Here is a 26,964-nt window from a genome sequence, read left to right as displayed (position 1 = left end):
GGGTCGGACCCGGCTGGGATACATTGGTAGCTGACCTTTTCCATCCCGAGCGCACAGCTCACCGCCAGAACGGATGCCGCACGTGGTCCTGCGACTCTCCACCTTGTTCCTGCGAACCCTGCGTGAGGATCCGGCCGACGCCGAGGTGGCCAGCCACAGGCTGCTCGTCCGCGCCGGCTACATCCGCCGGGCCGCCCCGGGGATCTACACGTGGCTCCCGCTCGGGCTTGCCGTGCTGCACAAGGTCGAGCAGATCATCCGCGAGGAGATGGCGTCGATCGGTGCCCAGGAGGTCCATTTCCCGGCGCTCCTGCCCAAGGAGCCGTACGAGGCGACGAACCGCTGGACCGAGTACGGGGAGGGGATCTTCAGGCTCAAGGACCGCAAGGACGCCGATTACCTCCTCGCCCCAACGCACGAGGAGATGTTCACGCTCCTCGTGAAGGACCTGTACTCCTCGTACAAAGACCTCCCGCTGAGCCTCTACCAGATCCAGAACAAGTACCGGGACGAGGCCCGTCCCAGGGCCGGACTCCTGCGTGGGCGCGAGTTCATCATGAAGGACTCGTATTCGTTCGACGTCGACGACGCAGGCCTCGACGCGAGCTACGCGGCGCACCGCGAAGCGTACCTGCGGATCTTTGCGCGGCTCGGGCTTGAAGTCGTGCCCGTCAAGGCGACGGCCGGCGCGATGGGCGGCTCGAAGAGCGAAGAGTTCCTCCACCCGACGGAGATCGGCGAGGACACGTTCGTGCGCTCCGCCGGTGGCTACGCCGCCAACGTCGAGGCTGTGACCACTGTGGTCCCCGCTGCCGTCGACTACAGCGACGCGCCCGCGGCGCAGGTCCTCGACACCCCCGACACCCCGACGATCGACACCCTCGTCGAGGCGTCGCAGACCATCTTCCCCCATCCCGAGCGGCGCTGGACGGGCGCAGACACCCTCAAGAACGTCGTGCTGGCCGTCAAGCTCCCCACCGGGGAGAAGCAGCTCGTCGTCATCGGGGTCCCCGGCGATCGTGCCGTCGACCTCAAGCGCGTGGAGGCGAACATCGGAGCCTTCCTGCCGGTCGCCGGAGAGATCGGCCTCGAGGCTGCGAGCGAGGAGGACCTCAAGTCGCAGCCCCTCATCGTCAAGGGCTACCTCGGGCCGGGCCTCGATACCGAAGACGCGCTCCTGGGCCTTGAAGGAAAATCGGGACTCCTCTACCTCGTGGATCCGCGCGTCGTTCCCGGCACGCGGTGGATCACGGGCGCGAACCAGCCCGGGAAGCACGTGTACGGACTTGTCGCCGGGCGGGACTTCGGCTGGGACGGCGTCATCGAATGCACCGAGGTGCGCGAGGGCGATGAGGCGCCCGACGGATCCGGGCCGCTCGAGACCGCCCGGGGGATCGAGATGGGGCACATCTTCCAGCTCGGCCGGAAGTACGCCGAGGCCCTCGAGCTCAAGGTGCTCGACGCGAACGGCAAGCAGGTCACTGTCACGATGGGCTCGTACGGCATCGGTGTCACCCGCGCCGTAGCGGCCATCGCCGAGTCGAACCATGACGAGCGGGGCCTCATCTGGCCCCGGGCTGTCGCTCCCGCCGACGTCCACGTCGTCGCCGTCGGCCGTGGCGAGGAGATCTTCGCCGAAGCCGAGCGGCTCGCTGCGGAGCTCGAGTCCCGTGGCCTGAACGTCATGCTCGACGACCGGCCGAAGGTCTCGCCAGGCGTCAAGTTCGGGGACGCCGAGCTCATCGGGGTCCCGACCATCGTCGCCGTTGGCAAGGGCCTCGCGAACGGCACCCTCGAGGTCAAGGACCGGCGTTCGGGGTCCGCTGAGGACGTTCCCGTGGGCGACGTCGCGGACTACGTCGTGCGGGCCGTGCGCGGCGACGCGTAATCCGGGTCCGTGCACAGCGGCTTCGAGCTGCTTGACCCCCTCACGCTCGTCCTCGTCGTCCTGGCGGGGTTCGCCGCGGGCTGGGTGGACGCGGTCGTGGGTGGAGGAGGGCTGATCCAGCTACCGGCACTGCTCGCGCTGCCGGGCATAACGCCGGTCCATGCCCTCGCGACGAACAAGATGGGCTCCGTCTTCGGCACGAGCACGAGCGCGCTGACCTACGCCCGGCGAGTACGACCCGATCTTCGCACCGCGATCCCGATGGCAGCAGTGGCCCTCGCCGGTGCGTTCGGCGGCGCCGCGCTCGCGTCGGCGCTGCCCGCGCGCGTCTTCAAGCCCATCATTCTTGGAGCCATCGTCGCCGTCGCGCTCTTCACCGTCTTCAGGCCCCAGCTGGGGCAGTACACCGTGCTGCGGCTCAAGGGGCGCCGCCACTTTGCTGCCGCGTGCGGTCTGGGCCTCGTGATCGGCTTCTACGACGGGCTCATCGGCCCCGGAACGGGCTCGTTCCTCGTCATCGCGCTCGTTTCGGGAATGGGATACGCGTTCCTCGAGGCGAGCGCCAAGGCGAAGATCGTCAACATGGCCACGAACCTCGGAGCGCTGCTGCTGTTCGCCCCGAGCGGTGCCTTGCTCTGGGGCGTCGGGCTCGTTCTCGGCGCCGCCAACATGTGCGGCGGCTACGTCGGTGCCCGCATGGCGGTGGCCCGTGGCAATAGATTCATCCGATGGGTGTTCCTGGCCGTCGTGGCGGCCCTCGCGGTGAAGCTCGCCTTCGACGTGTGGAACGAGAACTTCGCCTGAGCCTGGATCAGTCCAGCCGCTTGAGCTCGTACGCCGCCGGAAGGCCGGGCAGCAGCCGGTAGCAGAGGGCGCTCGCGACCCACAGCGAGCGTTCGAGATCGCCCCGGTGCCCGGGCTTCGAGGCGTACCACAGGGAGTTCTCGACCTCTCGCAGGACGGCCCACGCGCGTGCGGCCTCTGCATCGAGACCGGCCGCCGCAGCGAGCTCGGCGCAGCGGTCGAGCAGGGCCTCCGCAGCGTTGTGGCGCCGGAGTTCGGGGAGGCGATTCCACAGCATAGGGGCCACCGCGAACTCGGCTTCCCCCACGGCGGCCTGTGGATCTATGGCGCGGAAGCCGCCGTCGTGATCGCCGAGGACGTTCATGCCGTGCAGGTCGGTGTGCACGAGGACGTCGCGTCCGCCGCGCCGTCCGACGGTTCCCCGGGTCGCACACACGTCGAGCGCCTCTTCGAGGAGCCAGCGCGGGAAGGGGTGTTCGAGTCGCTCCCAGCGTTCGGGCAGCTCGTCGCTCCAGTGCTCAGCGCGGGCGTCGAGCCGCTCGAGCGCCGCCCAATCGGGGCGGTCGTCCTCCGGGATCGCGAGCGTCCGCATGAGGCCACCCCACACCGCGCAGGCTTCCGGAAACGGGACCTCCTGGAGGCGCCGACCAGCGTCGAGCCGCTCGAGCAGGAGCGATCCCTCGCCGTCATCTGCCAGGAGCCGAACCGCGCCGCGGCCGCCCCACAGCCGGAGGGCAACGGCCTCCGAGGCCGTCTCCTCATTCGGATACGCGAGTTTGAGGACGAGCGGTTCGCCTCCCCGGCGCACCGCGACGACGAGCGCACCGAAGCCGGACCATGGCCCCGCCTCGGGATCCCGTTCAAGCCCCCACCGGCGCATGCCGCACTCGAGGCGTTCCGGGAGCGATGCGAGCCACGCCCGACCGGTGGGCGTGCGGGAGTACCTCGTCACGAGGTCCGCGGGCACACCGGTCGCTGTCATTGTCCCTCTCAGGCCGCCCCGGTCGTTCCGAGGAGGCTGCCCAGAGCATACGTCGTCGCAAGGGCTATTGCCCCACCGATCACAACCCGGACGGAGGCACGCATCCTCGAGCCCCCGCCGATCCACGCTCCAACCGCGCCCGTGACGGCCAGTGCGACGAGCACGACGACGAACGTGAGCCAGACGCGCATCGGCTCGGGGAAGAACAGGATGGAGAGCAGAGGCAGCACGGCGCCGCACAGGAACGAGACGGCCGAGGCGATGGCAGCATGCCATGGGCTCACGACCTCGTCCGGATCTATATTCAGCTCGATGTCGAGGTGGGCCCGGAGGGCGTCCTTCTCGGTGAGCTCTTCCGCGACCTTCGTCGCGGTCTCGTGCGAGAGCCCCTTGTGGCGGTACATCGCCACGAGCTCCTTGAACTCCGCCTCGGGCTGTTCGCGGAGCTCGTCCCGCTCCTTCGCGATGAGGTGCCGCTGGCTGTCGCTCTGGCTGCTCACTGAGACGTACTCGCCAAGCGCCATGGAAATCGCACCGCCGGCGAGGGCGGCCATGCCAGCGGCAAGGATCGGCCCGTTGCTCGTCGTCACGCCTGCGACACCGACGACGACGGCGGCCACGGACACGATGCCGTCGTTCGCCCCGAGGACGCCGGCGCGGAGCCAGTTGAGCTTCGCGGCGATGTCCGCGCCCTGGGGCTCAGGATGAAGATCAGTGGTGGATTCGGTCGTCATGGTTCAACTCTGGCACCGGGCGCACGGCCCTGCCAGCGAAGCAAGCCTAGCCTCACTCGCCTCTCCCTCCTGGCCCCCGCGCTGGGTAGCTGTACTGAGAGCTAGCCTGCCGTCGGCACGCCCGGGAACGCGGTCGCGTTCGACGGCGAAGCTGCCGCGGCCAAGCGGGCCGCAGTGACGAGGCCCGCGGCGGCTGCGCTCCGCCGGGGCGCCGGAGTCTCTCCCACGAGCTGGGCCCATGCTTCCTCGGACGACCCCTCGACAGCCTTGAGGGCCGCGGAGGGGTCGGAGGCGAAGCCGGGCGGGACGGCGAAGCCCGCGTCGCGGGGAGGGAGCGCCGTGCACGCCGCCGCAGCCAGGCCTTCGACCGCCGCGAGCTGATGCCGGTGCGCGTCCAGCGCCGAAGACCGGGCCGCGGCGTCGGGGGAGCCCGCCGGAGTGCGCGCGAGCGCTGTCTCGAGGAGGTACGCCGCGGCCGTCTCTGCACGTTCGGCCGACGCGAGGGCGCCCCCGAACCCCGCTCCGTCGTAGCTCGCCGTGGCAGTCGGGCTCGGGCACGACCCGCTCGGGGTGGGTTCCGCTCCGGCGTCCGGGCTGGCCGTCCCGGAAGGCTGAGCGCTCGCGGTCGAACCGGCTGTCGTCCCCGCCGCCGTCCCTGTCGCTGTCCCTGTCGCCGTCCCTGTCGCTGCGGAAATCGCGTCCAGCTGGACCGACTGCCCCGCCGCCACCGAGGCGAGAAGCGTCGCAGTCGGAGCGTCGACGTCTGGCAGCGCGGAGAGTCGAGCCCGGACACTCGAAGCCAAGGCGGCGACGACGTCGCCCGCTTGGGGCTTGGCCGCAGGTGAGCCGGCGCCGCCGCGCGCCGACGCGAGCGGCGTCGTGCTGGCCGGCATCGTGGTGGCCGGCGCCGTGGTGGCCGGCGTCGGGCCCACCGTCGCGGGGCCCACCTGTGCCGGGCCCGTTGGGCTTGCTGCACCGGGGGTGGCCTGCGGCGGGGTCCCACCGAGGACTGCGGCCTGTCGGTCGAAGATCGCGCCGGCGGCAGCCAGCGCTGCATGGGCCCCGGGAGCGGTCCCGTCCTGCCCCGCCGCGGCGTGCGCGAGGCCTGCGAGCCGCAGCGCGTCGTCGTGCGCGGACCGGAGGGCGATCGCGCTCCGGCTCGGGCTCGCCGGCTGCGGGGCGTGGATCGCAACGAGCGTCGCGGTGCCGAGCGCCACGAGGATCGCCGCTGCGCCGAGCGCCCAGTATCGCCAAGGGCGTCGCCGAGGGGAATTGCCGGAGGGAGTCGAAGGAGGTGGTGGCGGCGTGGACGGAGTGGACGGAACGGTGTCGGAACTCACGGGTTCGATCATCCCATGACTGGCATGGGGGCCCGCCACGGGGCCCGCGAGCCGATAGTCTATGAGGACACAACTGAGCGAAGGAGGCGGACGTCCATGTCCGAGAAGGCATCGGAGTCTCCGTTTGCAGCCGAGGAGGCGCGATTGCACGCCCTGCTCGAGCCCACCGTCACCGCTCATCGGCTCTTCCTCGAAGGCGTCTCCATCAAGGCTGCTGGGACCCATCGCACGCTGCACGTGATTGTCGACCTCCCCCAGGAGCAGACCGGCGGAGTCGGCCTCGACGTCATCGCGGAGATCTCCCGTGAACTCTCAGACCTCTTGGATACCCGCAAGGCCTCCGGGGCCTTCGCCGACGATCGCCCCTACGATCTCGAGGTCTCCTCGCCCGGCGTGACCCGTCCCCTCACGCAGCCACGGCACTGGCACCGCGCACGGGGAAGGATCGTCAAGGTGAACGTCGTCCAGGGCGAGAACCTCACCGGCCGCCTGACGCAGGTGACCGACGACGGCGTCACAGTCGTTCCGGATCTTCCGGCGGCCAAGGGGGTCAAGCCCAAGCGAGGTGAGCCGGTGACGCTGCCCTTCGAGAAGATCCGCAGCGGCAGGGTCGAGGTCGAGTTCTCCCACGTCGACGCTGTGCCCGAGACGGCCTTCGAGAGCTTCGAGCCAGACGCTGACACCTTACCCGAGACCGATACCGACGCCGAGGAGGCCTAGTGGACATCGACATGAGCGCGCTGCGCCTACTGGAGCGAGAACGCGACATTCCTGTCGACAAGCTCATCCCGACGATCGAGCAGGCGCTGCTCCTCGCGTATCACAAGTCTCCCGGTGCGATCGAGAAGGCCCGGGCCGAGGTGGACCGCAGGAGCGGGCACGTCACGATCTGGGCGACCGAGGTCGACGAGGAGGGAAACCCGATCGGCGAGTTCGACGACACGCCGGAGGGCTTCGGGCGCATCGCCGCGACGACTGCACGCCAGGTCATCCTCCAGCGGCTCAGGGACGTCGAGGACGACAACGTGCTCGGGGAGTTCAAGGGCCGCGAGGGCGAGCTCATCGCCGGCCAGATCCAGCAGGGCAGCAACCCCCACATGGTCCAGGTCAACCTCGGCGCCGTCGAGGCCCTGCTCCCGCCGCCCGAACAGGTTCCGGGAGAGCAGTACGTACACGGCAGCCGCATCCGTGCCTACGTGGTCGACGTGCACCGCGGCATGAAGGGCCCGTCGATCACGCTCTCGCGGTCCCACCCCGGCCTCGTGAAGAAGCTCTTCGAGCTCGAGGTGCCGGAGATCGCGGACCGGAGCGTCGAGATCGTCGCGATCGCCCGCGAGGCAGGCCACCGCACGAAGATCGCGGTCCGCGCGAACACGTCCGGGATCAACGCGAAGGGCGCGTGCATCGGCGAGATGGGCTCGCGCGTGCGTGCCGTCATGACCGAGCTGAACGACGAGAAGATCGACATCGTCGACTACAGCGACGACGCGGCGACGTTCATCGCCAACGCACTCTCGCCGGCGAAGGTCAAGTCCGTCAGCATCGTGGACGAGGGGAGCCGCTCGGCGCGCGTGACGGTGCCGGACTACCAGCTCTCGCTCGCCATCGGCAAGGAAGGGCAGAACGCCCGGCTTGCGGCGAAGCTTACGGGGTGGCGGATCGACATCACCTCCGATGCCGCGGCCAAGGCTGTAGAATAGTCAGGTCCGGGTACGCGCCCGGCAGCAAGCCAATCATCCAGGGGCAGTGGAACGTGCACAGTAAGGCGCAACCGCTGCGGACCTGCATAGGCTGCCGCCAGAGCGCGCCCCGGTCTGCATTGCTCCGGTTGGTGCGGGACCCCGAGGACCCACAGCGCGTCGTCGCCGATCCGCGCCGCCGACTGCCCGGTCGAGGTGCTTGGCTGCATCCCGACCGTGCATGCCTGACGCAAGCCGTCAAACGTCGAGCGTTCTCCCGTGCCTTCCGAGGCGCTGTGGAGCACGCGGCGGTCGATGACTTCTTCGGCACCGCCGTGCTGGCTCCCGCCGGCACGGTCACCGTCCAAGCTGAAAGCGGGTCAGAAATCTGATGGAAACCCGATGAGTCCCCGTCCCATGAGCGCGTAGCGATGAACAAGTTGTTCCGCGCCGCCGACGGCCTCGCACACTACGAGGCCTGCAGCAAGCAGTAGACGGTCCACGCCTGGCTCGGCGCGGACCGAGACAGGAGAAATGTGGCCAAGGTCCGCGTACACGAGCTCGCCAAGGAGCTCGGTATCACCTCTAAGGACGCCCTCGCCAAGCTTCAGGAGCTCGGCGAGTTCGTGCGTTCTGCGTCCTCGACGATCGAGGCGCCCGTCGTGAAGAAGCTTCGCGACGCATACCCCTCCGGCTCGCCCAAGCAGGCGAAGGCTTCGGCGCCCGCGCCGGCCCGCCCTGCTGCGCCGCGGCAGTCGGCCCCGGCTGCTCGGACAGCGCAGCCTGCACAGTCCGCCCCGACGGCACAGTCCGCCCCGGCTGCACAGTCCGGTCAGGCGGCACAGTCCGGTCAGGCCGCGCCCGCGGCTCCGGCGCCTTCTCAGAACTCTGGTTCCCGTGACTCGGGCTCCCAGAACGCCGGCGTCAAGCCCGGCCCCGCGCGTCCCGCGGCGCCGTCGCCCGCCCCGGCGGCCCGCCCGTCGTCGGACGCTGCGCGTCCCGCAGCGAGCTCCGGCCCCCGCCCGGGTACGCCTGGTCCGCGTCCGAGCGGTCCGCGTCCCGGCAACAACCCGTTCTCGTCCTCTCAGGGCATGCAGCGCCCGGGCCGCGAGGAGCGCGCTCCTCGTCCGGGCAACAACCCGTTCGCGACCTCTCAGGGCATGCCCCGTCCGGGCTCACGCGACGGCGATCGGCCGGGCGGTCCGCGTCCTGCGCCCCGTCCGGGCGGCACTGCTGGCATTCCCCGCCCGCAGGCTCCGCGCCCGGGCGCTCCGCGTCCCGGCGCGCCGCGACCCGGAGGCGCCCGTCCCGGCGCCCCGCGCCCCGGTGGCTCCGGCGCCCCCCGTCAGGGCGGTGGCCCCGGCGGAGCTCGCCCGAACCCCGGCATGATGCCTCCGCGTTCTGACCGTCCCCAGCCGGGTGCACGCCCCGCCGGGACCGGCGGCCGCGGCCCGGGCCGTCCGGGCGGGGCACCGGGAGGCGCTCCGGCCGGCGGTGGTTTCGGCAAGGGCGGCCGCGGACGCGGCGGCACGCAGGGTGCCTTCGGCAAGGGCGGCGCCGGTCGCGGCAAGCAGCGCAAGTCGAAGCGCGCGAAGCGCCAAGAGCTGGAGCAGATGAGTGCTCCGTCGCTCGGCGGCGTGTCGGTGCCGCGCGGTGACGGCGAGACGATCGTCCGCCTGCGCCGCGGTTCGTCGATCACGGACTTCGCTGAGAAGATCGATGCGAATCCCGCCTCGCTCGTCACGGTGCTCTTCCACCTCGGCGAGATGGCGACGGCGACGCAGTCGCTCGACGAGGAGACGTTCAGCGTCCTCGGCGAGGAGCTCGGCTACAAGATCCAGGTCGTCTCGCCGGAGGACGAGGAGCGCGAGCTGCTCGAGTCCTTCGACATCGACCTCGATGCGGAACTCGAGGCGGAAACCGACGAGGAGCTCGAGACCCGCCCGGCTGTCGTGACCGTCATGGGCCACGTCGACCACGGTAAGACGCGCCTTCTCGACGCCATCCGCCACACGAACGTGGTCGAGGGGGAGCACGGTGGCATCACGCAGCACATCGGTGCCTACCAGATCTCGTTCGAGCATGACGGCGAGCCCCGCAAGCTCACCTTCATCGACACCCCGGGCCACGAGGCGTTCACCGCCATGCGTGCCCGTGGAGCCCAGGTCACGGACATCGCGGTGCTCGTGGTGGCCGCGGACGACGGCGTCATGCCGCAGACGGTCGAGGCGCTCAACCACGCCCAGGCCGCTGGCGTGCCGATCGTGGTCGCGGTCAACAAGATCGACAAGGAGGGCGCGAACCCGGACAAGGTCCGCGGCCAGCTCACCGAGTACGGTCTCGTGCCCGAGGAGTACGGCGGCGACACGATGTTCGTGGACGTCTCCGCTCGTCAGAGCCTGCACATCGACGACCTCATCTCTGCCGTCCTCCTGACGGCCGACGCCGCGCTCGACCTGCGTGCGAACCCCAACAAGGACGCGCGCGGTGTCGCGATCGAGGCGAACCTCGACCGCGGCCGTGGTGCGGTCGCGACCGTGCTCGTGCAGTCCGGCACGCTCCACGTCGGCGACAACATGGTGGCCGGCACAGCTCACGGCCGTGTCCGTGCGATGTTCGACGAGGACGGCGAGCCGGTCGAGGTCGCGCTTCCGTCGCGCCCGGTCCAGGTTCTGGGTCTCTCCTCGGTACCCCGGGCAGGCGACACGTTCCTCGTGACCGAGGACGAGCGCACTGCGCGCCAGATCGCCGAAAAGCGTGAGGCCGCAGAGCGCAACGCGCAGCTCGCGAAGCGCCGCAAGCGGATCAGCCTCGAGGACTTCGACAAGGCCGTGGCCGAGGGCAAGATCGACACCCTCAACCTCATCCTCAAGGGCGACGTGTCCGGTGCCGTCGAGGCGCTCGAGGACTCGCTGCTCAAGATCGACGTGGGCGAGGAAGTGCAGCTGCGGGTCATCCACCGCGGCGTCGGCGCGATCACGCAGAACGATGTCAACCTCGCGACGGTCGACAACGCGATCATCATCGGCTTCAACGTCCGCCCGGCGGAGCGCGTTGCCGAGCTCGCGGACCGCGAGGGCGTCGACATGCGGTTCTACTCCGTGATCTACGCCGCCATCGAGGACATTGAGCTCGCCCTCAAGGGCATGCTCAAGCCGGAGTACGAGGAGGTGCAGCTCGGTACCGCCGAGGTGCGCGAGATCTTCCGGTCGTCCAAGTTCGGCAACATCGCTGGTTCGATCGTCCGCAGCGGCATCATCCGCCGCAACGCGAAGGCCCGCCTCCTGCGCGGTGGCGTCGTCGTCGCGGACAACCTGTCGATCGACTCGCTCAAGCGGTTCAAGGACGACGCGACCGAGGTCCGCGAGGGCTTCGAGTGCGGCATCGGCCTGGGGTCGTTCAACGACATCCAGCTCGAGGACGTCGTCGAGACGTTCGAGATGCGCGAGAAGCCGCGCGTCTGACGCGTCCGCCACGAAGGGGTCCCGCGCTGCGGGGCCCCTTCCCGGTTCCCCCGAAGGAGTTCTTCCATGGCCGATCCGGCCCGCGCTGCGCGACTCGCGCAGCGGATCAAGGTTGTTGTCGCCGAGGCGCTGCGCAAGGCCGTCAAGGACGACCGCGCTGAGGCGATCACCATCACCGACGCGCGTGTGACCAACGATCTCCAGCACGCGACCGTGTACTACACCGTGCTCGGCGACACCGCGGCACAGGAGGGCGCGAGGGAGGTGCTCGACGCCAAGAAGGGCGTCCTGCGCCGAGAGGTCGGCCGCAACCTGACCATCCGCCTCACCCCGACTCTCGAGTTCGTCGCGGATGAGGTCCCCGTCAACGCCTCACACGTCGAGGACCTTCTGCGGCAGGCCCGCGCCCGTGACGAAGAGGTGGCCCGACTGGCCGAGCGAGCGCGACCCGCCGGCGATCCCGATCCCTACCGCAAGCCCGAGGTCCGGGACGACGAGGACGACGTCGAGCATGAGTCCGAGTTCGACGACGTGGACGTCGACGCGGAATAGGGTCCCACCGGATGGTTCCTGCCGGCGCCGGCTGACTTACGATGGCGGCATGTCGCAGGACTCCGTCCCTGACCCCGCCACCGCTGACGCAGCGCACACCGGCGATCACACCCGTTATCTCGAGCGCGCGATCGACCTCGCGGTCGCGAACGTCGTGGACGGCGGCGGTCCCTTCGGCGCCGTCGTCGTCATGCGGGACGGCACGGCCTACGAGGGGATGAACCGGGTGACCCGGGACAACGATCCGACGGCGCATGCCGAAGTGGTCGCGATCCGTCGGGCCGCCGTCGGAACCGGCGACTTCGACCTCCACGGCGCGGTGCTCTATTCGAGCTGCGAACCCTGCCCCCTGTGTCTCGCGGCGGCGCTGTGGGCTCGCGTCTCCGCGGTGTACTTCGCGGCCGACCGGGACGACGCCGCAGCGGCAGGGTTCGACGATGCCGTCTTCTACGAATACTTCGCCGGGACTGACCGTTCCCTCATGCCGGTCGCTCATACCCGGCTCGGTCGACGGGCCGCCCCTTTCGACGCGTGGAAGGCGTTCGAGGGACGCGTGGAGTACTGACGCGGGAGGACGCGGCTCGCTCCATATACTGGGAGGCGTGCTTTCTGGACTCGTGATCGTCGACAAACCGCAGGGGTGGACGAGCCACGACGTCGTCGGCCGCGTGCGCCGCCTGGCCGGCACCCGGAAGGTCGGCCACGCTGGGACGCTGGACCCGATGGCGACGGGCGTCCTGGTCGTCGGCATCAACCGCGCGACCCGGCTCCTCTCGTACATCGTGGGGACTTCGAAGACCTACACCGCGACCATCCGGCTCGGACAGAGCACCGTGACCGATGACGCCGAGGGCGAGGTGGTCTCGGAGACGATCGCCGCAGCCGTCACCGAGGATCAGATCCGGGCGGCAGCGAAGCGTCTCACAGGCCAGATCCTCCAGGTCCCGAGCAGCGTGAGCGCCATCAAGGTCGCTGGGCAGCGCTCGTATGCGCGCGTCCGTGCGGGGGAGAGCGTCGAGCTTGAGTCCCGGCCGATCACGGTGCATTCGTTCGAGATCCACGACATCCGCAGGGAACGCGGGGGCCGCGTCCTCGACGTCGATGCGACCGTGCGCTGTTCCTCCGGGACCTACGTCCGAGCGCTCGCTCGAGACCTCGGGCTGGACCTCGAAGTCGGTGGGCACCTCACGGCCCTCCGGCGCACGGAAGTCGGGCCCTACGGCATCCACGAGGCGCGCACGCTCGAGGAGCTCGCCGAGGACTTCACGGTGCTGCCTCTCGCCGAGGCCGCCCGGGCCCTCCTGCCCGTGCGGGAGCTCAGCGCGGAGGAGGCGGTCGAGCTCTCGTTCGGGCGCCGGATCGCCCCGAGCGGTCGGGACGCTGTGACGGCCGCCTTCGCGCCCGACGGCAGCCTCGTCGCGCTCCTGAAGGACGCGGGCCCCGCCGCGCGGCCCGAGCTCGTCTTCGCCGCGCACGGGGGAGAGCCGGCCGAGTGAGCGACCCGTTCTTCTGGATCGGGACGGCGATCTGTGCCGTCTCAGCAGCCATCTGCATCATCGCGACCGCGACCAAGCGCTACCCGGGGGACGCCGCGATCCTCTCGGTTGCCGCCGTCGAACTCTTCCTCGTCGTCTTCGGCGTCGCCTCGGGCGTGCGCCAGGCCGGGGGAGAGGCGATCAGGGGCGAGCCGTGGGAGTTCTGGGGGTACATCATCACGGCGTTCATCCTGCCCATCGCCGCGTTCTGGTGGGCAGTCCTCGACAAGACGCGCTGGAGCAATCTCGTCCTGGCCGCCGTGCCGATCACCGTATTCGTCATGCTGTTCCGCATGGAGCAGATCTGGAATGGAGCCTTCTGAGACGTGTCTGAAACCACAGAGCACTCGCCCAGTGCCCGTAGCAGGGGCCTCGGCCGCATCATCGTGGCGATCTACGGGATCTTCGCCCTCTCGGCGACGGCGCGCGCCGGCTTCCAGATCGCCACGAAGTTCTCGGAGGCGCCGCTCGCCTATCTCCTCAGCGCGCTGGCCGCCGCCGTCTACATCGTGGCGACCGTAGCCATGGCGAAGAAGGGCGTGACGAGCTGGTACGTCACCTGCGCTGCCGTGCTCGTCGAACTGCTCGGCGTGCTCGTCGTCGGGACGCTGAGCATCCTCGCGCCGCAGGACTTCCAGCAGGACACCGTGTGGAGCGTCTACGGCCGTGGCTACGGCTTCGTTCCCCTCGTCCTCCCGTTCGTCGGCCTCACCTGGCTCTGGACCAACCGGCCGCGGGAGGGGAGCGCGAGCCGCTCCCTCCACGGCCGGTAGGCGCAGGCGGAACGGCGCAGCCGGTAGTGTAAGGCTCGCGAGACATAGGGCGACGAGGCGAGGATGATGGTGCAGATCTGGCGCGGGCTGGACGAGGTCCCTGACGATTTCGGGCCGGCGGCGGTCACCATCGGCAATTTCGACGGCGTCCATCGGGGGCACCAGCAGGTCCTCGCGGCGCTCGTGCGCACCGCCCGCGAGACGGGCAGCAAGCCCGTCGCCGTGACGTTCGACCCCCACCCGGCCCAGGTGCACCGCCCCGACACGGCGCCGGACCTCATCATGGGGATCGACGACAGGATAGCCGCCCTCGCCGGCTACGGACTGGCCGCCGTGCTCGTGCTCCACTACACGCTCGAATTCGCGGCGCAGACTCCCGAAGAGTTCGTCCGGAATGTCTTCGTGGACGGGCTCCGCACGAGTGCCGTCGTCGTCGGCCACGACGTGCGGTTCGGGCGCGGGAACGCAGGCGACCTGTCCACGATGCAGGACCTCGGGCGGCAGTACGGCTTCGACGTCGTCGTCGTCGAGGAGTTCCGGGAGAAGGATCCGGGCCCCCTCACGGAGGACGAGGGGGGTCAACGGCGCTGCTCGTCGACCTGGGTTCGGGAGGCCCTCGACCGTGGCGACGTCCACACGGCGTCGGGAATCCTCGGCCGTCCGCACACGATGCACGGCACCGTGGTCCACGGGGCCGCGCGCGGACGCGCCCTCGGCTTCCCGACGGCCAACCTGGCGCACGAGTCGATCGGGCACATTCCCGCGGACGGGATCTACGCCGGATGGCTCGTGGACGAGGCGGGGACGCGCTGGCCGGCGGCCATCTCGGTCGGATCGAACCCCACGTTCGTGGGGGTCACCCGGCAGGTGGAGGCCCACGTGATCGACCGGCCGGACGAGGCGCCTGAAGACTTCGACCTCTATGGGCAGCGGGTTGCCATCGAATTCGTCGAGCGCCTTCGGGGCATGGTCGCGTACCGCGGCCCCGAGGCGCTCGTCGAACAGATGAAGGTCGACGTCGATCAGGCGCGCCGGATTCTCGCTACCCTTGCTGGGTGACAGATCTAGTCCCTGCCAATACGCGGGCGCTCGAAGACGGCATCGTCCGCGACCTCTCCGGCCGTATGACCTACGGCGGCTACCTCGAGCTCGACCGGCTCTTGAGCGCTCAGCACCCCGTGAGCGTCCCTGAGCACCATGACGAGCTCCTGTTCATCATCCAGCACCAGACCACAGAGCTGTGGCTCAAGCTCGTTCTCCACGAGCTGCGGAGCGCGTGCGGCTGGCTCCGCGAGGACAATCTGGGTGCCGCGCTCAAGGCGATTGCCCGAGTGAAGCACATCCAGAAGACCCTCACCGAGCAGTGGAGCGTCCTCGCGACCCTCACTCCGCACGAGTACGCACAGTTCCGAGGCTTCCTCGGCCACGCTTCGGGGTTCCAGTCCGGCCAGTACCGATGCGTCGAGTTCATCCTCGGCAACAAGAACGCCGGCATGCTCCCCGTGTTCGACGGCGAACCCGCGATGCGTGCCGAGCTCGAAGCGCTCCTCGACGCCCCGAGCCTGTACGACGAGTTCCTCCGGTACCTGTCCCGGGACGGCTACGCAGTCCCGGACGAGGTCCTTGGGCGGGACGTCCGGGTAGCGCACACCTTCTGCAAGGAGCTCGTGCCGCTCTTCAAGGAGATCTACGAGGACGCCGAGGAGCACTGGTCGGCGTATGAGACGTGCGAGGAACTCGTCGACCTCGAGGACAACTTCCAGCTCTGGCGCTTCCGCCATCTCCGGACGGTCCAGCGCACCATCGGCATGAAGACCGGCACGGGTGGCTCGAGCGGAGTCGGGTTCCTGCGCAAGGCACTCGACCTGACGTTCTTCCCCGAGCTCTTCGCGGTCCGGACGGAGATCGGCCGATGAGCACGCTCGCCCCGCGCGCCGCTTCGCTCTCAACGCAGGCCTCCGAGCTCGACGACGATGATGCCCTCGCGCGCTTCGGCACCCAGTTCGTCGACTCCGAGGGTCTCGTCGCGTACCTCGATGGCAACTCCCTCGGCCGCCCCCTCCGCACCACGGCGGACGACGTGCGCGCCTTCATCGACGAGGAATGGGGCGGACGCCTCATCCGCGGCTGGGACGAGCGCTGGCTCGCCGAGCCCTTCGCGCTCGGTGACCGGCTCGGCGGAGCCTGCCTCGGCGCCGCGCCCGGGCAGACGGTGATCGCGGACTCGACGACCGTCAATCTGTACAAGCTCATCCGGGCCGCCGTGGAGCTGGCCGGCGCCCCCGAGAGCGGACGGACAGAGATCGTCGTCGACACGGACAACTTCCCCACGGATCGCTATCTCGTCGAGGGAATCGCTGCCGAGCGCGGTCTCACGCTCCACTGGATCGAGGCGGACCCTTCCTCAGGGGTGACGGCGGAACAAGCGGAGCGCGCGATCACCGGGCGGACCGCCGTCGTCGTCCTCAGCCACGTCGCCTATCGCTCCGGCTATCTGGCGGACGGCGCGGCAATCACCGCGCTCGCGCACCGCGCCGGTGCCCTGATCGTGTGGGACCTGTGCCATTCCGTCGGATCCGTCCCCGTGGCACTCGACGAGTGGGGAGCCGACTTCGCGGCGGGCTGCACCTACAAGTACCTCAACGGGGGCCCTGGCTCGCCCGCCTTCGCCTACGTGGCCGAGCGGCACCAGGACGCCTTCCGCCAGCCCGTGCAGGGGTGGCTCGGACGGCGCGAAGCGTTCGAGATGGGGCTCGGCTATGAGCCCGCGGCCGGGATCCGGCGATTCGTGAGCGGGACCCCGCCGATCTTCGGGATGCTTCCGCTGCGCGGCATGCTCGCCCTCGTCGAGGAGGCTGGCATCGACGCGATCCGGGAGAAGTCGGTCCAGCTCACTGAGTTTGCGATCGCGGCGCACCGAGAACTCCTCGAGCCCTTCGGCGTCGTCCTCGCCTCGCCCGTCGACGCGGCTCACCGAGGCGGGCACATCACCCTCGAGCACCCGTCGTTCCGCGAGCTGAACCAGCGTCTGTGGGCCCGTGGGGTCATCCCCGACTTCAGGGCCCCGCAAGGGCTGCGGCTTGGGCTGTCTCCCCTCAGCACGAGCTTCGGCGAGGTGCTCCGCGGCGTCGAGGCAGTGCGGGAGGAGCTCGTGCACGTCATTTGATAGAATCCTCTGTGGTCCTCGCTGCAGTCCGTGGCGGCCTGGGCCGCGCCGGTCCCTGTTATGACTTCCCGGTCTCTGACTTCTGCGTCTTTGACTTGTTCGTCCTGGCGGGAGGGCCGGTGTTCCCCGGGGACGCAGCGTCCAGCGGGCCGCACGGCACGAAACGAGGAGTTCCAATGGCTTTGGATCCCGCCGTCAAGCAGGCGATCATCAAGGAATATGCCACCAAGGAAGGCGACACCGGGTCCCCCGAGGTCCAGATCGCCGTTCTGACGAAGCGCATCAAGGACTTGACTGAGCACATGAAGCAGCACAAGCACGACTTCCACACCCAGCGCGGCCTGCTCGCGCTCGTGGGCCGTCGCAAGCGGATGCTCGCCTACCTGCACGACACCGATATCGACCGCTACCGTTCGCTCATCGAGCGTCTCGGCCTGCGCCGGTAGTCTGTGAAGCGGCCCGCCTCTCCCCGCGCGAAGAGCACTTCTCGAGGGAAGCGGCGGGCCGCAACACCACCACGTAAGCGTTTACGCACCGACTACGAGAATCAACCGGGAGGCGCCGGCAATCTGCGGTCCTCGGTAGTGGCTTTTGCGGGCGGCCTTCGGGCCGCGCCAAGAGCCTCGATCGAAGACCGGGTTCCGCGCCTCCGACAACTATGAAACGGAGGTGCTCTCCCATGGAGGGTCCCGAGATCCAGTTCGCCGAGGCCGTCATCGACAACGGTCGCTTCGGCCAGCGCGTCGTGCGCTTCGAGACGGGTCGGCTCGCCAAGCAGGCCGCCGGCTCCGCGATGGCCTACATCGACGACGAAACCGCCCTGCTCTCCGCGACGACGGCAGGCAAGGCCCCGCGTGAGGGCTTCGACTTCTTCCCGCTCACGGTCGACGTCGAGGAGCGCATGTACGCCGCGGGCCGCATCCCCGGCTCGTTCTTCCGCCGCGAGGGCCGTCCCTCGACGGACGCGATCCTCGCGTGCCGCCTCATGGACCGCCCGCTCCGCCCGGCGTTCGTCAAGGGCCTGCGCAACGAGGTCCAGGTCGTCGTGACCGTCCTCGCGATCCACCCGGACGAGCTCTACGACGTCGTCGCGATCAACGCGGCCTCGATGTCGACGCAGCTCGCCGGCCTCCCGTTCTCCGGCCCCATCGGCGGCGTGCGGGTTGCGCTCGTGCACGACGACCAGGGCGCCCAGTGGGTCGCCTTCCCGAAGCACTCGCAGCTCGAGAACGCGACGTTCGACATGGTGGTGGCCGGCCGCATGGCTGGTGACGACATCGCCATCATGATGGTCGAAGCCGAGGCAACCGACCGCTCCTGGAACCTCATCAAGGAAGAGGGCGCGACCGCCCCGACCGAGGAGGTCGTGGCCGAGGGCCTCGAGGCCGCCAAGCCGTTCATCCGCGCCCTGTGCGAGGCCCAGCAGGACCTCGCCGAGCGCGCCGCGAAGCCGACCACCGAGTTCCCGGTCTTCCTCGACTACGAGCAGGACGTCTACGAGGCAGTCGAGTCCGCCGCGTCCGAGCGCCTCACCGAGGTGTTCAGCATCGCCGACAAGCAGGAGCGCGAGGCCGCCTCGGACGCGCTCAAGGACGAGGTCCTCGGTCAGCTCGCCGGCCAGTTCGAGGGCCGCGAGAAGGAGCTGTCCGCAGCGTTCCGCTCCGTCACGAAGAAGGTCGTGCGCCAGCGGATCCTGCGCGATCAGGTCCGCATCGACGGCCGCGGCCTCACCGACATCCGCCAGCTCACGGCCGAGGTCGAGGTGCTCCCGCGCGTCCACGGCTCCGCGATCTTCGAGCGCGGCGAGACGCAGATCCTCGGCGTCACGACGCTGAACATGCTCAAGATGGAGCAGCAGATCGACTCGCTCTCTCCGGAGACGCACAAGCGGTACATGCACAACTACAACTTCCCGCCGTACTCGACGGGTGAGACGGGTCGCGTCGGCTCGCCGAAGCGCCGCGAGATCGGCCACGGCGCCCTCGCCGAGCGTGCCCTCGTGCCGGTGCTCCCGTCGCGTGAGGAGTTCCCGTACGCGATCCGCCAGGTCTCCGAGGCGCTGGGCTCGAACGGCTCGACGTCGATGGGCTCCGTGTGCGCCTCGACCCTCTCGCTGCTCAACGCCGGTGTGCCGCTCAAGGCGCCGGTTGCCGGCATCGCGATGGGCCTCGTCTCCGACGAGGTGGACGGCCAGACCCGCTACGCGGCCCTCACCGACATCCTCGGTGCCGAGGACGCGTTCGGCGACATGGACTTCAAGGTTGCGGGCACGAGCGAGTTCGTGACGGCCATCCAGCTCGACACGAAGCTCGACGGCATCCCGGCCTCGGTCCTCGCCGCCGCGCTCAAGCAGGCCCGCGAGGCCCGTCTCCACATCCTTTCCGTCATCAACGCCGCGATCGAGGGCCCGGACGAGCTCTCCGAGTTCGCCCCGCGCATCATCGCGATCAAGATCCCCGTGGACAAGATCGGCGAGGTCATCGGCCCCAAGGGCAAGATGATCAACCAGATCCAGGAGGACACGGGCGCGGACATCTCGATCGAGGACGACGGCACCGTGCTCATCGGCGCGACCGACGGTTCCTCGGCGGAGGCTGCACGCTCGGCGATCAACGCGATCGCCAACCCGCAGCTTCCCGAGGTGGGCGAGCGGTACCTCGGCACGGTCGTGAAGACGACGACGTTCGGCGCGTTCGTCTCGCTCACCCCGGGCAAGGACGGACTCCTCCACATCTCAGAGCTGCGCAAGCTCGCGGGCGGCAAGCGGGTCGACAACGTCGAGGACGTCGTCTCGGTTGGCCAGAAGGTCCAGGTCGAGATCACGAAGATCGACGACCGCGGCAAGCTCTCGCTCGCCCCGGTGATCGCCGACGACGAAGCCAGCAGCGAGGAGGCCGTGACCGTCGAGGCAAGCGCCGAGGCGGCCGACGCCTAGCCCATGGCCAGTGTCGCCTTGCCGCTGACCTCCGGGCAGCTGGTCGACGGTGCGCCGTCGACGACCACGATCTTCGGGCAGGATGGGGGCGCCATCGTGCGCCGCTCCATCCTGCCCGGAGGCGTGCGCGTCCTCACTGAGGCGATGCCGGGCCAGCGCTCGGCGTCGATCGGCTTCTGGGTCGGGGTCGGTTCCCGGGACGAGGCAGCGGGCCAGCATGGCTCGACCCACTTTCTTGAGCACCTGCTCTTCAAGGGAACCCACCGCCGGACCGCCCTCGAGATCGCCTCGGCGTTTGACGAGGTGGGCGGTGAGTCCAACGCGGCGACGGCCAAGGAGAGCACGTGCTACTACGCGCGGGTCCTCGACACGGACCTGCCCATGGCGATCGACGTCATCGCCGACATGGTGACGTCCGCCGTCCTCGACGCTGATGAGCTCGAACAGGAGCGCGACGTCATCCTCGAGGAGATTGCGATGGACGGCGACGACCCGACGGACGTCGCCCACGAGCATTTCGTGGCCTCCGTCCTCGGCAGCCACCCGCTCGGGCGCCCCATCGGGGGAACCCCAGACGCGATCCGCGCCGTCGCCCGTGATTCCGTCCTGGAGCACTACCGCCGGTACTACCGTCCGTCCGAGCTGGTGGTGACGGCCGCCGGGGGCCTTGACCACGACGTCGTCTGCCGCCTTGTCCTCGAGGCGCTCGAGTCTGCGGGCTGGCAGCTCGAGGAGGGGGCCGCGCCGGTCGCGCGACGCTCGACCATCGCCGCCGAGATCATCGGCCGCCCGGGCCTCACGGTCGTGACACGCCAGGTCGAGCAGGCCAACGTCATCGTGGGCTGCCCCTCGATCACCGCGACCGACGGGCGCCGCTACGTCATGAGCGTCCTGAACGCGGTGCTCGGCGGCGGAATGTCCTCGCGCCTGTTCCAGGAGATCCGCGAGAAGCGCGGTCTCGTCTACTCGACGTATTCGTTCGCTTCGGCGTACGCGGACGCTGGCTATTTCGGCCTCTATGGCGGCTGCGCACCCGCGAAGGTGCCGCAGGTGCTCGCGCTCATGGACGCCGAGCTCACGAAGCTTGCCGAGCGCGGGGTCACCGACGAAGAGCTGCGCAAGGCAGTGGGCCAGCTGTCCGGCGGGATCGTCCTGGCGCTCGAAGACACGGGGTCGCGGATGTCGCGGCTGGGGCGCGCAGAGCTCGTTTCCGGCGAGTTCCAGGACGTCGACGAGACGCTCGCGCAGATCCGCTCCGTGACGGCCGACGACGTCCGCGAGCTCGCGGCGCAGCTCGCCGCCGCGCCCCGCACCATCGCCGTGGTCGGGCCATTCGACGAGAGCGAGACCTTCGGCCTGTCGTTCTGACGGGCTACGGGCTACGGGCTACGCCAGGATGTCCTTCGTCGTGAACCTTCCGTAGGCCAGCGCGCCGAAGAACGCGACATATGCGGCCTGAAGGAGGGCATTCTGCCCGAAGGAGCCCCACGCGATCGGCTGGCGCAGGAGGTCCGCGATGTCGAGCCAGTGGTCGCTCAAGAGCCAGGGGTGGAGCCAGTCAAGCTGGTCGAGCGCGTCGAGCACTTGGGAGACGACGGCGAGCACGACCGTCGCGGCCATCGCGCCGACGGGAACTGTGGTCATCGTCGAGGCGAACAGGCCGATGGCGGCCAGCCCGAGCAGGGAGACCGTCGCGAAGCCGCCCATGAGGAGGAGCCGCCCCAAGGCCTCGCCCGGCCCGATCGTGTCGCCCGAGAGCAGGGTCGCCCGGCCGACCGGGAACAGGGCCAGGCCCGCCAGGACTCCTCCGAGGACGACGGCGAGCGCCGCGGCGACGCAGAACACGGCGCAGGCGAGGTACTTGACGACGAGCAGGCGGACGCGGCCCGCTGGAGCGACGAGGAGGTAGCGCAGGGTGCCGAGGTTGGCCTCGCCTGCGATCGTATCCCCGGCTACGACCCCGATGGTGAGCGGGAGGAACAGCGGCGTGCAGACCACGAGCCCGACGACGCCGACGAACAGGCCGTTGTCGGTGATCTGGTCCAGGAAGGCTGGTCCGCGGCCGGTCGGCGGCCCCTTGGGGGAGAAGCGGACAGCGAGCCCGATGAGCACCGGCACGGCGGCGAGGGCTGCAAGCATCGCCCATGTGCGCCAGCGCCGGAACAGCACGGAGAGCTCCGAAGCGAAGAGCCTTGTCCCGGGCGAGGCGCTACTCAGCAACATCGAATCCCTCCCCGGTGAGTTCGACGAAGCGTTCCTCGAGGCTTGCGGCCGCGGCGCTGAAGCCTCTGACGCGAGCCCCGGCGCGCACGAGGGCGGCGACGATGTCTTCGGCCGGGGGTGCGCCGTCGGCTTCGGCGACGAGGCTGCCCGGCGCCGCGGCCTCAGGCCGGAGCCCCAATTTCCGCAGGACGTCCGCGGCCACCACGGGGTCCGGAGTGCGGACCTCGATGCGATGGTGCGCGCTGCCGCGGAGTTCCTCGAGGGGCCCCTGCGCGACGAGCCGCCCGGCTCGGAGCACGGCCGCGTGAGTGCAGATCTGCTCGACCTCGGCCAGGAGGTGGCTCGAGACGAAGACCGTCGTGCCGTCGTCCGCTAACGAGCGGATGAGGCCGCGCACCTCGCGAGTCCCCTGAGGGTCGAGCCCGTTGGTCGGCTCGTCGAGAACGAGCAGCTCGCGCGGTGCGAGGAGCGCCGCGGCCAGGCCGAGCCGCTGCTTCATGCCGAGCGAGTAGGCGTGGACCTTCTTGTGCGCAGCGTGCGAGAGCCCGACCCGTTCGAGTGCACGAGACACCCGTGCTGGCTGCGTCGCCGCAGGGGACTTGAGGTCGGCCGTGTCGAGGCGCCGGAGGTTGTCCTCGCCGGAGAGGAAAGGGTAGAACGCGGGTCCCTCGACGAGCGCGCCCACTCGGGGGAGTACGTTCGCCAAGCGGCCCGGCATCTCCTCGCCGAGCACTTCCGCGCTGCCCTCGCTCGGGGAGACGAGCCCCAAGAGCATGCGGATCGTCGTCGTCTTCCCCGAACCGTTGGGCCCGAGGAAGCCGAAGACAGCACCTAGGGGAACGGCGAGATCGAGGTGGTCGACGGCGGTCTGCCGCCCGAAGCGCTTCGTGAGTCCGGAAGTGCGGACGGCGAGCTCTGCCGTCACTTCGCCGCTGCGGCCATGAGGGTCGCCGCGGGGACGGCGCCGGCGATGACCCTGCCGTCGTTCGTGATGAGGATGTTCACGAGCGACGACGAGAGCAGCCTCCCGTCAGCAACGGGCGACGCGAGCTGCTTCACGATGGCCGAGTCCGTGAAGCCCGGGGGCACCTTGTTGGCGGGGATCACGACGACGGAGTCCCAGCTCTTCGCGGCTGTCAGCCCAGAGCGCGCGTGCTCAGTGGGCTTGGGAGACGCCGTCGGCTTGGCGGCCGATCCGGAGCCCGCCTTCGGCGCGGGGAGCTGTTCTTGCTTGATCGTCGCGCCGCTCGGAGGCGTGAAGGCGAAGACGGACGCGTCGGGGGCGTGGAGGTCGAGCTTCTGGAACGCGGTGTGGAAGGCCGGGTCGGACTGTCCCTTCGCGTAGACGTCGACGGAGAGCGGAAGCCCCGTCTGGGACTCGACGGAGATCTGCACCGAGGCGACGAGTGTGCCCGAGGTCTTCGGCGTGAGGACCAGGGTGTAGGCGGCGTGGTCGGCGACCGTGGTCGCGGGGCCAAGGGTGACGTTCGTGCTGGGGCCGGCCGCTGCGAGGAAGCGCTGCGCAAGCTGGTCCGGCGTGAGGGCGGCGACGCTCGGGGCGCCCGTGGGGGCGGATGTGCCGGGAGCGGATCCCTTCGTTTCCGATTCGCCCGAAGGCAGGACCACGTGGGTGGCCGTGTTCGTCTTCGAGTCGTAGGTCCACGCGTCCCTCCCGTTCCGCACGGCGTCGCGCTCGGCGAGCTGGTCCATGACCTGCACCCGGAGCTTCGTGGGTCCATCGGCGTACACGCGTGCGGTGTGCGAGGTCGTGAGCAGCTCCAGGATTGTGGCGGCGGAGCCGAGGCTCGAGCTGTTGCTCGCGGGGCCGAGCGCCTGCGACGGGATCGAGGGCAGCCCGAGGTCAGCCTTCTCTTCGACGGTCCCCGAGAACTGCCGGGCGGTGTGCCCTGCGACGAGGGCGAGCACCTGTTCGGGGTTTGAGGGCGCCGGCGGCGTCACGGCCGAGGCACCTCCCGCGAGTACGGCAACCGCCGCCACGGCTGGCACAGCGGCCGCGGGCAGCCATCGGGTCCAGATGCGCTTCATACCTCAACGCTACGCCGTGGGATGACCGGTGTCGTCCTCCTGTAGTCGTATTCCCCGAGCACCATGTGGGAGCAGGGCTCGTTCCGGAGCAGGGCTCATTCCGTGTACGCGACGTAGGCGAAGCGTTCCCCGGTCGGGGACCAGCTCGGGACGTTGATCGTGCCCTGGCCACCCCAGAGCGGCAGTCGTCGTACGGGCTCAGTCCAGTCGTCGGCCACTACGCAGAGCTCGACGTCGAGGCCGCCCGGGTGCCCCAGCGTGCCGGGGGGATAGCTCAGGTACACGGCCGCCGTGCCGTCGGGGCTCAGGTGCGGGAACCAGTTGACGCGCTCGTCGAACGTGAGCTGCTCGGCGTCGCCCCCCATCGCCGGAATCCGTGCGATCTGGGCGTGGCCCGGGGAGAACTCCTCGGTGTTGAAGTAGATCCAGCTCCCGTCGGGCGAGAACTCGCATCCGTCGGCCGGCGTCGTGCCGGACGTGAGCTGGAGGTCGGGGCCGCCCTGGGACGGGATGGTGAAGATGTTCGCTCGCGCCCAGAGATTCCCACCCTCGGGCTCGAGCCCCACGTAGGCGAGGGCCGCGCCGTCCGGACTGATGCCGTGCAGGAAGTGGAGCCGCCCGGTGTCGTTCGTGACGCGGGTCGCCCGCCCTCCCGTGAGCCGCGCCCGGTAGATGTGCCCATCGGCGGCCGAGACGAAGACGTGCTCGCCGTCGGGGGCGAGGACGTGGTCGTTGTTGAGTTCCGGCACGTCGGAGACCGGGATCCGGTCGAGGCTGTTGGTCGCGAGGTCGAACCGCCACAGGACCCCGTCGCCGTTGAGGACGAGGGCGCGCCCGTCCCGCGTCCAGTTGGGCGCCTCGAGGTGGAGATGGTGGGTCTCGAGGACGAGTTCGGGCTCGCCGGAAATGGAGGTGGTGAAGACCTGGGAGATCACGCGCCCATCCTCGCCCTATCCCCCCGCGAAGGGCGGGAGGACGTCGACGAGGTCGCCTTCGGCGAGTCGCCGCTGGGGGTCCTTGGCGGCGACCTCGTTGACGAGGTACGAGCACCGCCGCAGCACCTCGGCGAGCGCCGGGGCGTCCGGGCGCGGTGAGCGGACGACGGCGCGGACTGCCTCGAGCGCGCGGGCGAGGGTCGCGCCTTCGGGAACCTCGAGCGTCTCGCTCTCGACCCCTGCCGCGGCCGAAGCCGCCGCGTAGTACCGCAGCGTGATGACCATGCTCAGCGTCAGCCCCCGATCGCGCTCATGGAGCGGTCGGGCTGGACGAAGTCGGGAGCGCCGAGGCCGACGTGTCCCATGCCGTGCGCGCGGGGCTTGAGCCACATGGCGTCCTGCCAGCGGGCCGCGATCTCGTCGTCGCCCGCTCCTCCGCGCAGGAGGTCGCGGAGGTCGACCTCGTCCCGGGAGAAGAGGCAGCTCATGACCTTGCCCTCGGCGGTGATCCGCGTCCGCTTGCAGTCGGCACAGAATGGCTCCGTGACGGAGGCGATGATGCCGACAGTGCCGAGCGGCGGCTCGTGGGCCGCCGCACCTTGGGGCCGCACCTCGAAGCGTTCGGCCGGGGCGCCGTCCCGCGCCCGCGGATCGGGGGAGAGGGCGAACCGCTCGCCGAGGCGCTCGCGGATCTCGGAGGCCGTGATCATCCCGTCGCGGGTCCAGCCGTGGTCGGCGTCGAGGGGCATCTGCTCGATGAACCGCAGCTCATAGCCGCGCTCGAGGCACCAGGCGAGGAGTTCCGCGCCGTCGCCGTCGTTGATCCCGCGCATGAGCATGGCGTTGATCTTGATCGGCCCGAGGCCCGCGGCGTCCGCGGCCTCGATCCCCGCGAGCACGCGGTCGAAGAAGGGCCTGCGCGTGAGCTGGGCGAACGTCTCGGGGTGGAGGGTGTCCAGGGAGATGTTGATCCGGGTGAGTCCCGCGGCCTTGAGCGGCGCGGCCTTGGCGGTGAGCCCCACGGCGTTCGTCGTCAATGCGATGGGCAGGTCAGGGTGCGCGGCCCGCAGCGCCGCGACGATCTCGACGACGTCCGCCCGCACGAGCGGCTCGCCGCCGGTGAGCCGGAGTTCGCGGACGCCAAGGCGATCGACGCCGATGCCGACGAGGCGCACGATCTCCTCGGCCGAGAGGACGGCCTGCCTCGAGAGCCACGCCAGACCCTCCGCAGGCATGCAGTACGAGCAGCGCAGATTGCACTTGTCGGTGAGGGAAAGCCGAAGATCGGTCGCGACGCGCCCGAACCGGTCCTGCAGCCCTTCGAATGCCGGGCGCTCTGCTGTCATAGGTCCACGTTACGCCAGTGACTCCTGCCACGCCCCGGTTGCGCTCAGGATGCGGACCTATTCTGGACGCATGGGAGCAACCCAGCTGCGCCCCCCGCTCAACACGGCGCGGCATCCGTACTGGTGGTCGGCCGCAGCGGGAGTGCTCGCCGCCGTCGCGGGAGTCCTCACCGGCGAGCTGCTCGCGGGCCTCGCCAGCCCGTCGCTCAGCCCCGTCTCGGCCGTCGGCAGCGCCGTCGTGGACCTCGCGCCCCCGAACGCCAAGGAGTGGGCGATCCAGACCTTCGGGACGGGCGACAAGACCTTCCTCGTGACCGTGATCTCGATCGTCCTCCTGCTGGTCGGCGCGGCTGCAGGGATCTTCGAACTCCGCCGACCGGGCGCCGGCGTGGCCCTGGCAACCCTCATCGGGGTCGTGGGGATCGCGGCCGTGGCGACAAGGGCGCTCTCTAATCCCCTCGCCATCGTGTGCGCGGTCGCGGCCGCCGCAGTGGCCGCCGCCCTCGTGCGGTGGCTCGTCGGGACGCTTCGGGCGGAAGAGAACCCGGCGGAAGAGAACCCG

26 protein-coding genes and 1 pseudogene are annotated in these 26,964 nt (G+C 69.9%); 18 read left to right on the top strand and 9 right to left on the bottom strand.

Going from position 1 to position 26,964, the window contains the following annotated elements:
• Window positions 1-82: 82 nt before the first annotated feature.
• Both V7053_RS02630 and V7053_RS02625 read left to right on the top strand, forming a co-directional pair.
• Window positions 83-1,888: a proline--tRNA ligase gene (locus V7053_RS02630; protein WP_334170711.1), complete on the top strand. Its 1,806-nt coding sequence runs from the start codon at window positions 83-85 to the stop codon at window positions 1,886-1,888.
• Window positions 1,889-1,897: 9 nt separating this feature from the next.
• The gene (locus tag V7053_RS02625) at window positions 1,898-2,692 is read left to right on the top strand and encodes a sulfite exporter TauE/SafE family protein (RefSeq protein WP_334170710.1); all 795 of its coding nucleotides are present in this window, start codon (window positions 1,898-1,900) and stop codon (window positions 2,690-2,692) included.
• A gap of 7 nt (window positions 2,693-2,699) precedes the next feature.
• On the opposite strand, the gene V7053_RS02620 is transcribed toward V7053_RS02625, so the two are convergent.
• The 3 genes from V7053_RS02620 to V7053_RS02610 form a co-directional block, all read right to left on the bottom strand.
• Window positions 2,700-3,674: an aminoglycoside phosphotransferase family protein gene (locus tag V7053_RS02620; protein ID WP_334170709.1), complete on the bottom strand. Its 975-nt coding sequence runs from the start codon at window positions 3,672-3,674 to the stop codon at window positions 2,700-2,702.
• Between the two features lie 8 nt (window positions 3,675-3,682).
• Window positions 3,683-4,408, bottom strand: a complete 726-nt coding sequence (locus V7053_RS02615; protein WP_334170708.1) for a VIT1/CCC1 transporter family protein — start codon at window positions 4,406-4,408, stop codon at window positions 3,683-3,685.
• 101 nt (window positions 4,409-4,509) lie between these two features.
• Window positions 4,510-5,748, bottom strand: a complete 1,239-nt coding sequence (locus tag V7053_RS02610; protein WP_334170707.1) for a DUF4439 domain-containing protein — start codon at window positions 5,746-5,748, stop codon at window positions 4,510-4,512.
• 96 nt (window positions 5,749-5,844) lie between these two features.
• Between V7053_RS02610 and rimP the strand changes: the two genes are divergently transcribed.
• From rimP to V7053_RS02535, 15 genes are all read left to right on the top strand, one after another.
• Window positions 5,845-6,468 (top strand): ribosome maturation factor RimP, encoded by a 624-nt coding sequence (rimP, locus tag V7053_RS02605; protein WP_334170706.1) that lies wholly within the window; start codon window positions 5,845-5,847, stop codon window positions 6,466-6,468.
• Window positions 6,468-7,448: a transcription termination factor NusA gene (gene nusA, locus V7053_RS02600; RefSeq protein ID WP_334170705.1), complete on the top strand. Its 981-nt coding sequence runs from the start codon at window positions 6,468-6,470 to the stop codon at window positions 7,446-7,448. Before rimP ends, nusA begins: the two co-directional genes overlap by 1 nt.
• Window positions 7,400-7,819: a YlxR family protein gene (locus V7053_RS02595; RefSeq protein ID WP_334170704.1), complete on the top strand. Its 420-nt coding sequence runs from the start codon at window positions 7,400-7,402 to the stop codon at window positions 7,817-7,819. Before nusA ends, V7053_RS02595 begins: the two co-directional genes overlap by 49 nt.
• Before the next feature lie 144 nt (window positions 7,820-7,963).
• Window positions 7,964-10,891, top strand: coding sequence for a translation initiation factor IF-2 (infB, locus tag V7053_RS02590; protein ID WP_334170703.1), 2,928 nt, complete (start codon window positions 7,964-7,966; stop codon window positions 10,889-10,891).
• A 66-nt stretch (window positions 10,892-10,957) separates the two neighbouring features.
• A complete protein-coding gene (gene rbfA, locus V7053_RS02585; RefSeq protein ID WP_334170702.1) occupies window positions 10,958-11,443 on the top strand; it encodes a 30S ribosome-binding factor RbfA in 486 nt (161 codons plus the stop codon).
• Window positions 11,444-11,492: 49 nt separating this feature from the next.
• Entirely contained in the window at window positions 11,493-12,008 is a 516-nt protein-coding gene (locus tag V7053_RS02580; RefSeq protein WP_334170701.1) for a nucleoside deaminase, read from the top strand.
• Between the two features lie 37 nt (window positions 12,009-12,045).
• Window positions 12,046-12,939: a tRNA pseudouridine(55) synthase TruB gene (gene truB / locus V7053_RS02575; RefSeq protein WP_334170700.1), complete on the top strand. Its 894-nt coding sequence runs from the start codon at window positions 12,046-12,048 to the stop codon at window positions 12,937-12,939.
• Window positions 12,936-13,301 (top strand): hypothetical protein, encoded by a 366-nt coding sequence (locus V7053_RS02570; protein ID WP_334170699.1) that lies wholly within the window; start codon window positions 12,936-12,938, stop codon window positions 13,299-13,301. Before truB ends, V7053_RS02570 begins: the two co-directional genes overlap by 4 nt.
• 3 nt (window positions 13,302-13,304) lie before the next feature.
• Window positions 13,305-13,751, top strand: coding sequence for a hypothetical protein (locus V7053_RS02565; RefSeq protein ID WP_334170698.1), 447 nt, complete (start codon window positions 13,305-13,307; stop codon window positions 13,749-13,751).
• Window positions 13,752-13,817: 66 nt separating this feature from the next.
• On the top strand, window positions 13,818-14,810 hold the full coding sequence (locus V7053_RS02560) for a bifunctional riboflavin kinase/FAD synthetase (RefSeq protein ID WP_334170722.1): 993 nt from the start codon (window positions 13,818-13,820) through the stop codon (window positions 14,808-14,810).
• A complete protein-coding gene (kynA, locus tag V7053_RS02555; RefSeq protein ID WP_334170697.1) occupies window positions 14,807-15,667 on the top strand; it encodes a tryptophan 2,3-dioxygenase in 861 nt (286 codons plus the stop codon). Before V7053_RS02560 ends, kynA begins: the two co-directional genes overlap by 4 nt.
• Window positions 15,664-16,917: a kynureninase gene (locus tag V7053_RS02550; RefSeq protein WP_334170696.1), complete on the top strand. Its 1,254-nt coding sequence runs from the start codon at window positions 15,664-15,666 to the stop codon at window positions 16,915-16,917. The genes kynA and V7053_RS02550 overlap by 4 nt, the downstream gene beginning before the upstream one ends.
• Before the next feature lie 176 nt (window positions 16,918-17,093).
• Entirely contained in the window at window positions 17,094-17,363 is a 270-nt protein-coding gene (rpsO, locus tag V7053_RS02545; protein WP_043127127.1) for a 30S ribosomal protein S15, read from the top strand.
• 233 nt (window positions 17,364-17,596) lie between these two features.
• Window positions 17,597-19,852, top strand: coding sequence for a polyribonucleotide nucleotidyltransferase (locus tag V7053_RS02540; protein WP_334170695.1), 2,256 nt, complete (start codon window positions 17,597-17,599; stop codon window positions 19,850-19,852).
• Between the two features lie 3 nt (window positions 19,853-19,855).
• Window positions 19,856-21,220: a M16 family metallopeptidase gene (locus V7053_RS02535; protein ID WP_334170694.1), complete on the top strand. Its 1,365-nt coding sequence runs from the start codon at window positions 19,856-19,858 to the stop codon at window positions 21,218-21,220.
• A gap of 18 nt (window positions 21,221-21,238) precedes the next feature.
• Here V7053_RS02535 and V7053_RS02530 read toward each other — a convergent pair whose 3' ends face one another.
• From V7053_RS02530 to moaA, 6 genes are all read right to left on the bottom strand, one after another.
• Window positions 21,239-22,075: an ABC transporter permease gene (locus V7053_RS02530; protein ID WP_334170693.1), complete on the bottom strand. Its 837-nt coding sequence runs from the start codon at window positions 22,073-22,075 to the stop codon at window positions 21,239-21,241.
• Window positions 22,062-23,000 carry an ABC transporter ATP-binding protein gene (locus V7053_RS02525; protein WP_334170692.1) on the bottom strand — a complete coding sequence of 313 codons (939 nt, stop codon included), beginning with the start codon at window positions 22,998-23,000 and terminating at the stop codon, window positions 22,062-22,064. The genes V7053_RS02530 and V7053_RS02525 overlap by 14 nt, the downstream gene beginning before the upstream one ends.
• Complete coding sequence (locus V7053_RS02520) at window positions 22,997-24,121, bottom strand: LolA family protein (protein WP_334170691.1); 1,125 nt, start codon at window positions 24,119-24,121, stop codon at window positions 22,997-22,999. Before V7053_RS02520 ends, V7053_RS02525 begins: the two co-directional genes overlap by 4 nt.
• Window positions 24,122-24,216: 95 nt before the next feature.
• Window positions 24,217-25,056 carry a TolB family protein gene (locus V7053_RS02515; RefSeq protein WP_334170690.1) on the bottom strand — a complete coding sequence of 280 codons (840 nt, stop codon included), beginning with the start codon at window positions 25,054-25,056 and terminating at the stop codon, window positions 24,217-24,219.
• A 15-nt stretch (window positions 25,057-25,071) separates the two neighbouring features.
• Window positions 25,072-25,341 carry a MoaD/ThiS family protein gene (locus V7053_RS02510; protein WP_334170689.1) on the bottom strand — a complete coding sequence of 90 codons (270 nt, stop codon included), beginning with the start codon at window positions 25,339-25,341 and terminating at the stop codon, window positions 25,072-25,074.
• Between the two features lie 8 nt (window positions 25,342-25,349).
• Entirely contained in the window at window positions 25,350-26,402 is a 1,053-nt protein-coding gene (gene moaA, locus V7053_RS02505; RefSeq protein WP_334170688.1) for a GTP 3',8-cyclase MoaA, read from the bottom strand.
• Window positions 26,403-26,472: 70 nt separating this feature from the next.
• Between moaA and V7053_RS02500 the strand changes: the two are divergent.
• A pseudogene (locus V7053_RS02500) lies at window positions 26,473-26,964 on the top strand (molybdopterin-dependent oxidoreductase); the annotation flags it as partial.

This window comes from Sinomonas sp., from assembly GCF_036848755.1.
In the GTDB taxonomy this organism is placed as follows: Bacteria; Actinomycetota; Actinomycetes; order Actinomycetales; family Micrococcaceae; genus Sinomonas.
The sequence above is the reverse complement of the archived record's forward strand: the minus strand, read 5'-3'. Positions and strand labels throughout refer to the sequence as shown.

What these genes read in the sequence shown, in the direction of transcription:
- rbfA (WP_334170702.1), top strand. Translation starts at nt 10,958, where the DNA reads ATGGCCGATCCGGCCCGCGCTGCGCGACTCGCGCAGCGGATCAAGGTT.
- V7053_RS02615 (WP_334170708.1), bottom strand. Translation starts at nt 4,408, where the DNA reads ATGACGACCGAATCCACCACTGATCTTCATCCTGAGCCCCAGGGCGCG.
- V7053_RS02535 (WP_334170694.1), top strand. Translation starts at nt 19,856, where the DNA reads ATGGCCAGTGTCGCCTTGCCGCTGACCTCCGGGCAGCTGGTCGACGGT.
- moaA (WP_334170688.1), bottom strand. Translation starts at nt 26,402, where the DNA reads ATGACAGCAGAGCGCCCGGCATTCGAAGGGCTGCAGGACCGGTTCGGG.
- V7053_RS02550 (WP_334170696.1), top strand. Translation starts at nt 15,664, where the DNA reads ATGAGCACGCTCGCCCCGCGCGCCGCTTCGCTCTCAACGCAGGCCTCC.
- rpsO (WP_043127127.1), top strand. Translation starts at nt 17,094, where the DNA reads ATGGCTTTGGATCCCGCCGTCAAGCAGGCGATCATCAAGGAATATGCC.
- rimP (WP_334170706.1), top strand. Translation starts at nt 5,845, where the DNA reads ATGTCCGAGAAGGCATCGGAGTCTCCGTTTGCAGCCGAGGAGGCGCGA.
- V7053_RS02510 (WP_334170689.1), bottom strand. Translation starts at nt 25,341, where the DNA reads ATGGTCATCACGCTGCGGTACTACGCGGCGGCTTCGGCCGCGGCAGGG.
- V7053_RS02540 (WP_334170695.1), top strand. Translation starts at nt 17,597, where the DNA reads ATGGAGGGTCCCGAGATCCAGTTCGCCGAGGCCGTCATCGACAACGGT.
- V7053_RS02560 (WP_334170722.1), top strand. Translation starts at nt 13,818, where the DNA reads ATGGTGCAGATCTGGCGCGGGCTGGACGAGGTCCCTGACGATTTCGGG.
- V7053_RS02580 (WP_334170701.1), top strand. Translation starts at nt 11,493, where the DNA reads ATGTCGCAGGACTCCGTCCCTGACCCCGCCACCGCTGACGCAGCGCAC.
- V7053_RS02530 (WP_334170693.1), bottom strand. Translation starts at nt 22,075, where the DNA reads ATGTTGCTGAGTAGCGCCTCGCCCGGGACAAGGCTCTTCGCTTCGGAG.
- V7053_RS02620 (WP_334170709.1), bottom strand. Translation starts at nt 3,674, where the DNA reads ATGACAGCGACCGGTGTGCCCGCGGACCTCGTGACGAGGTACTCCCGC.
- V7053_RS02520 (WP_334170691.1), bottom strand. Translation starts at nt 24,121, where the DNA reads ATGAAGCGCATCTGGACCCGATGGCTGCCCGCGGCCGCTGTGCCAGCC.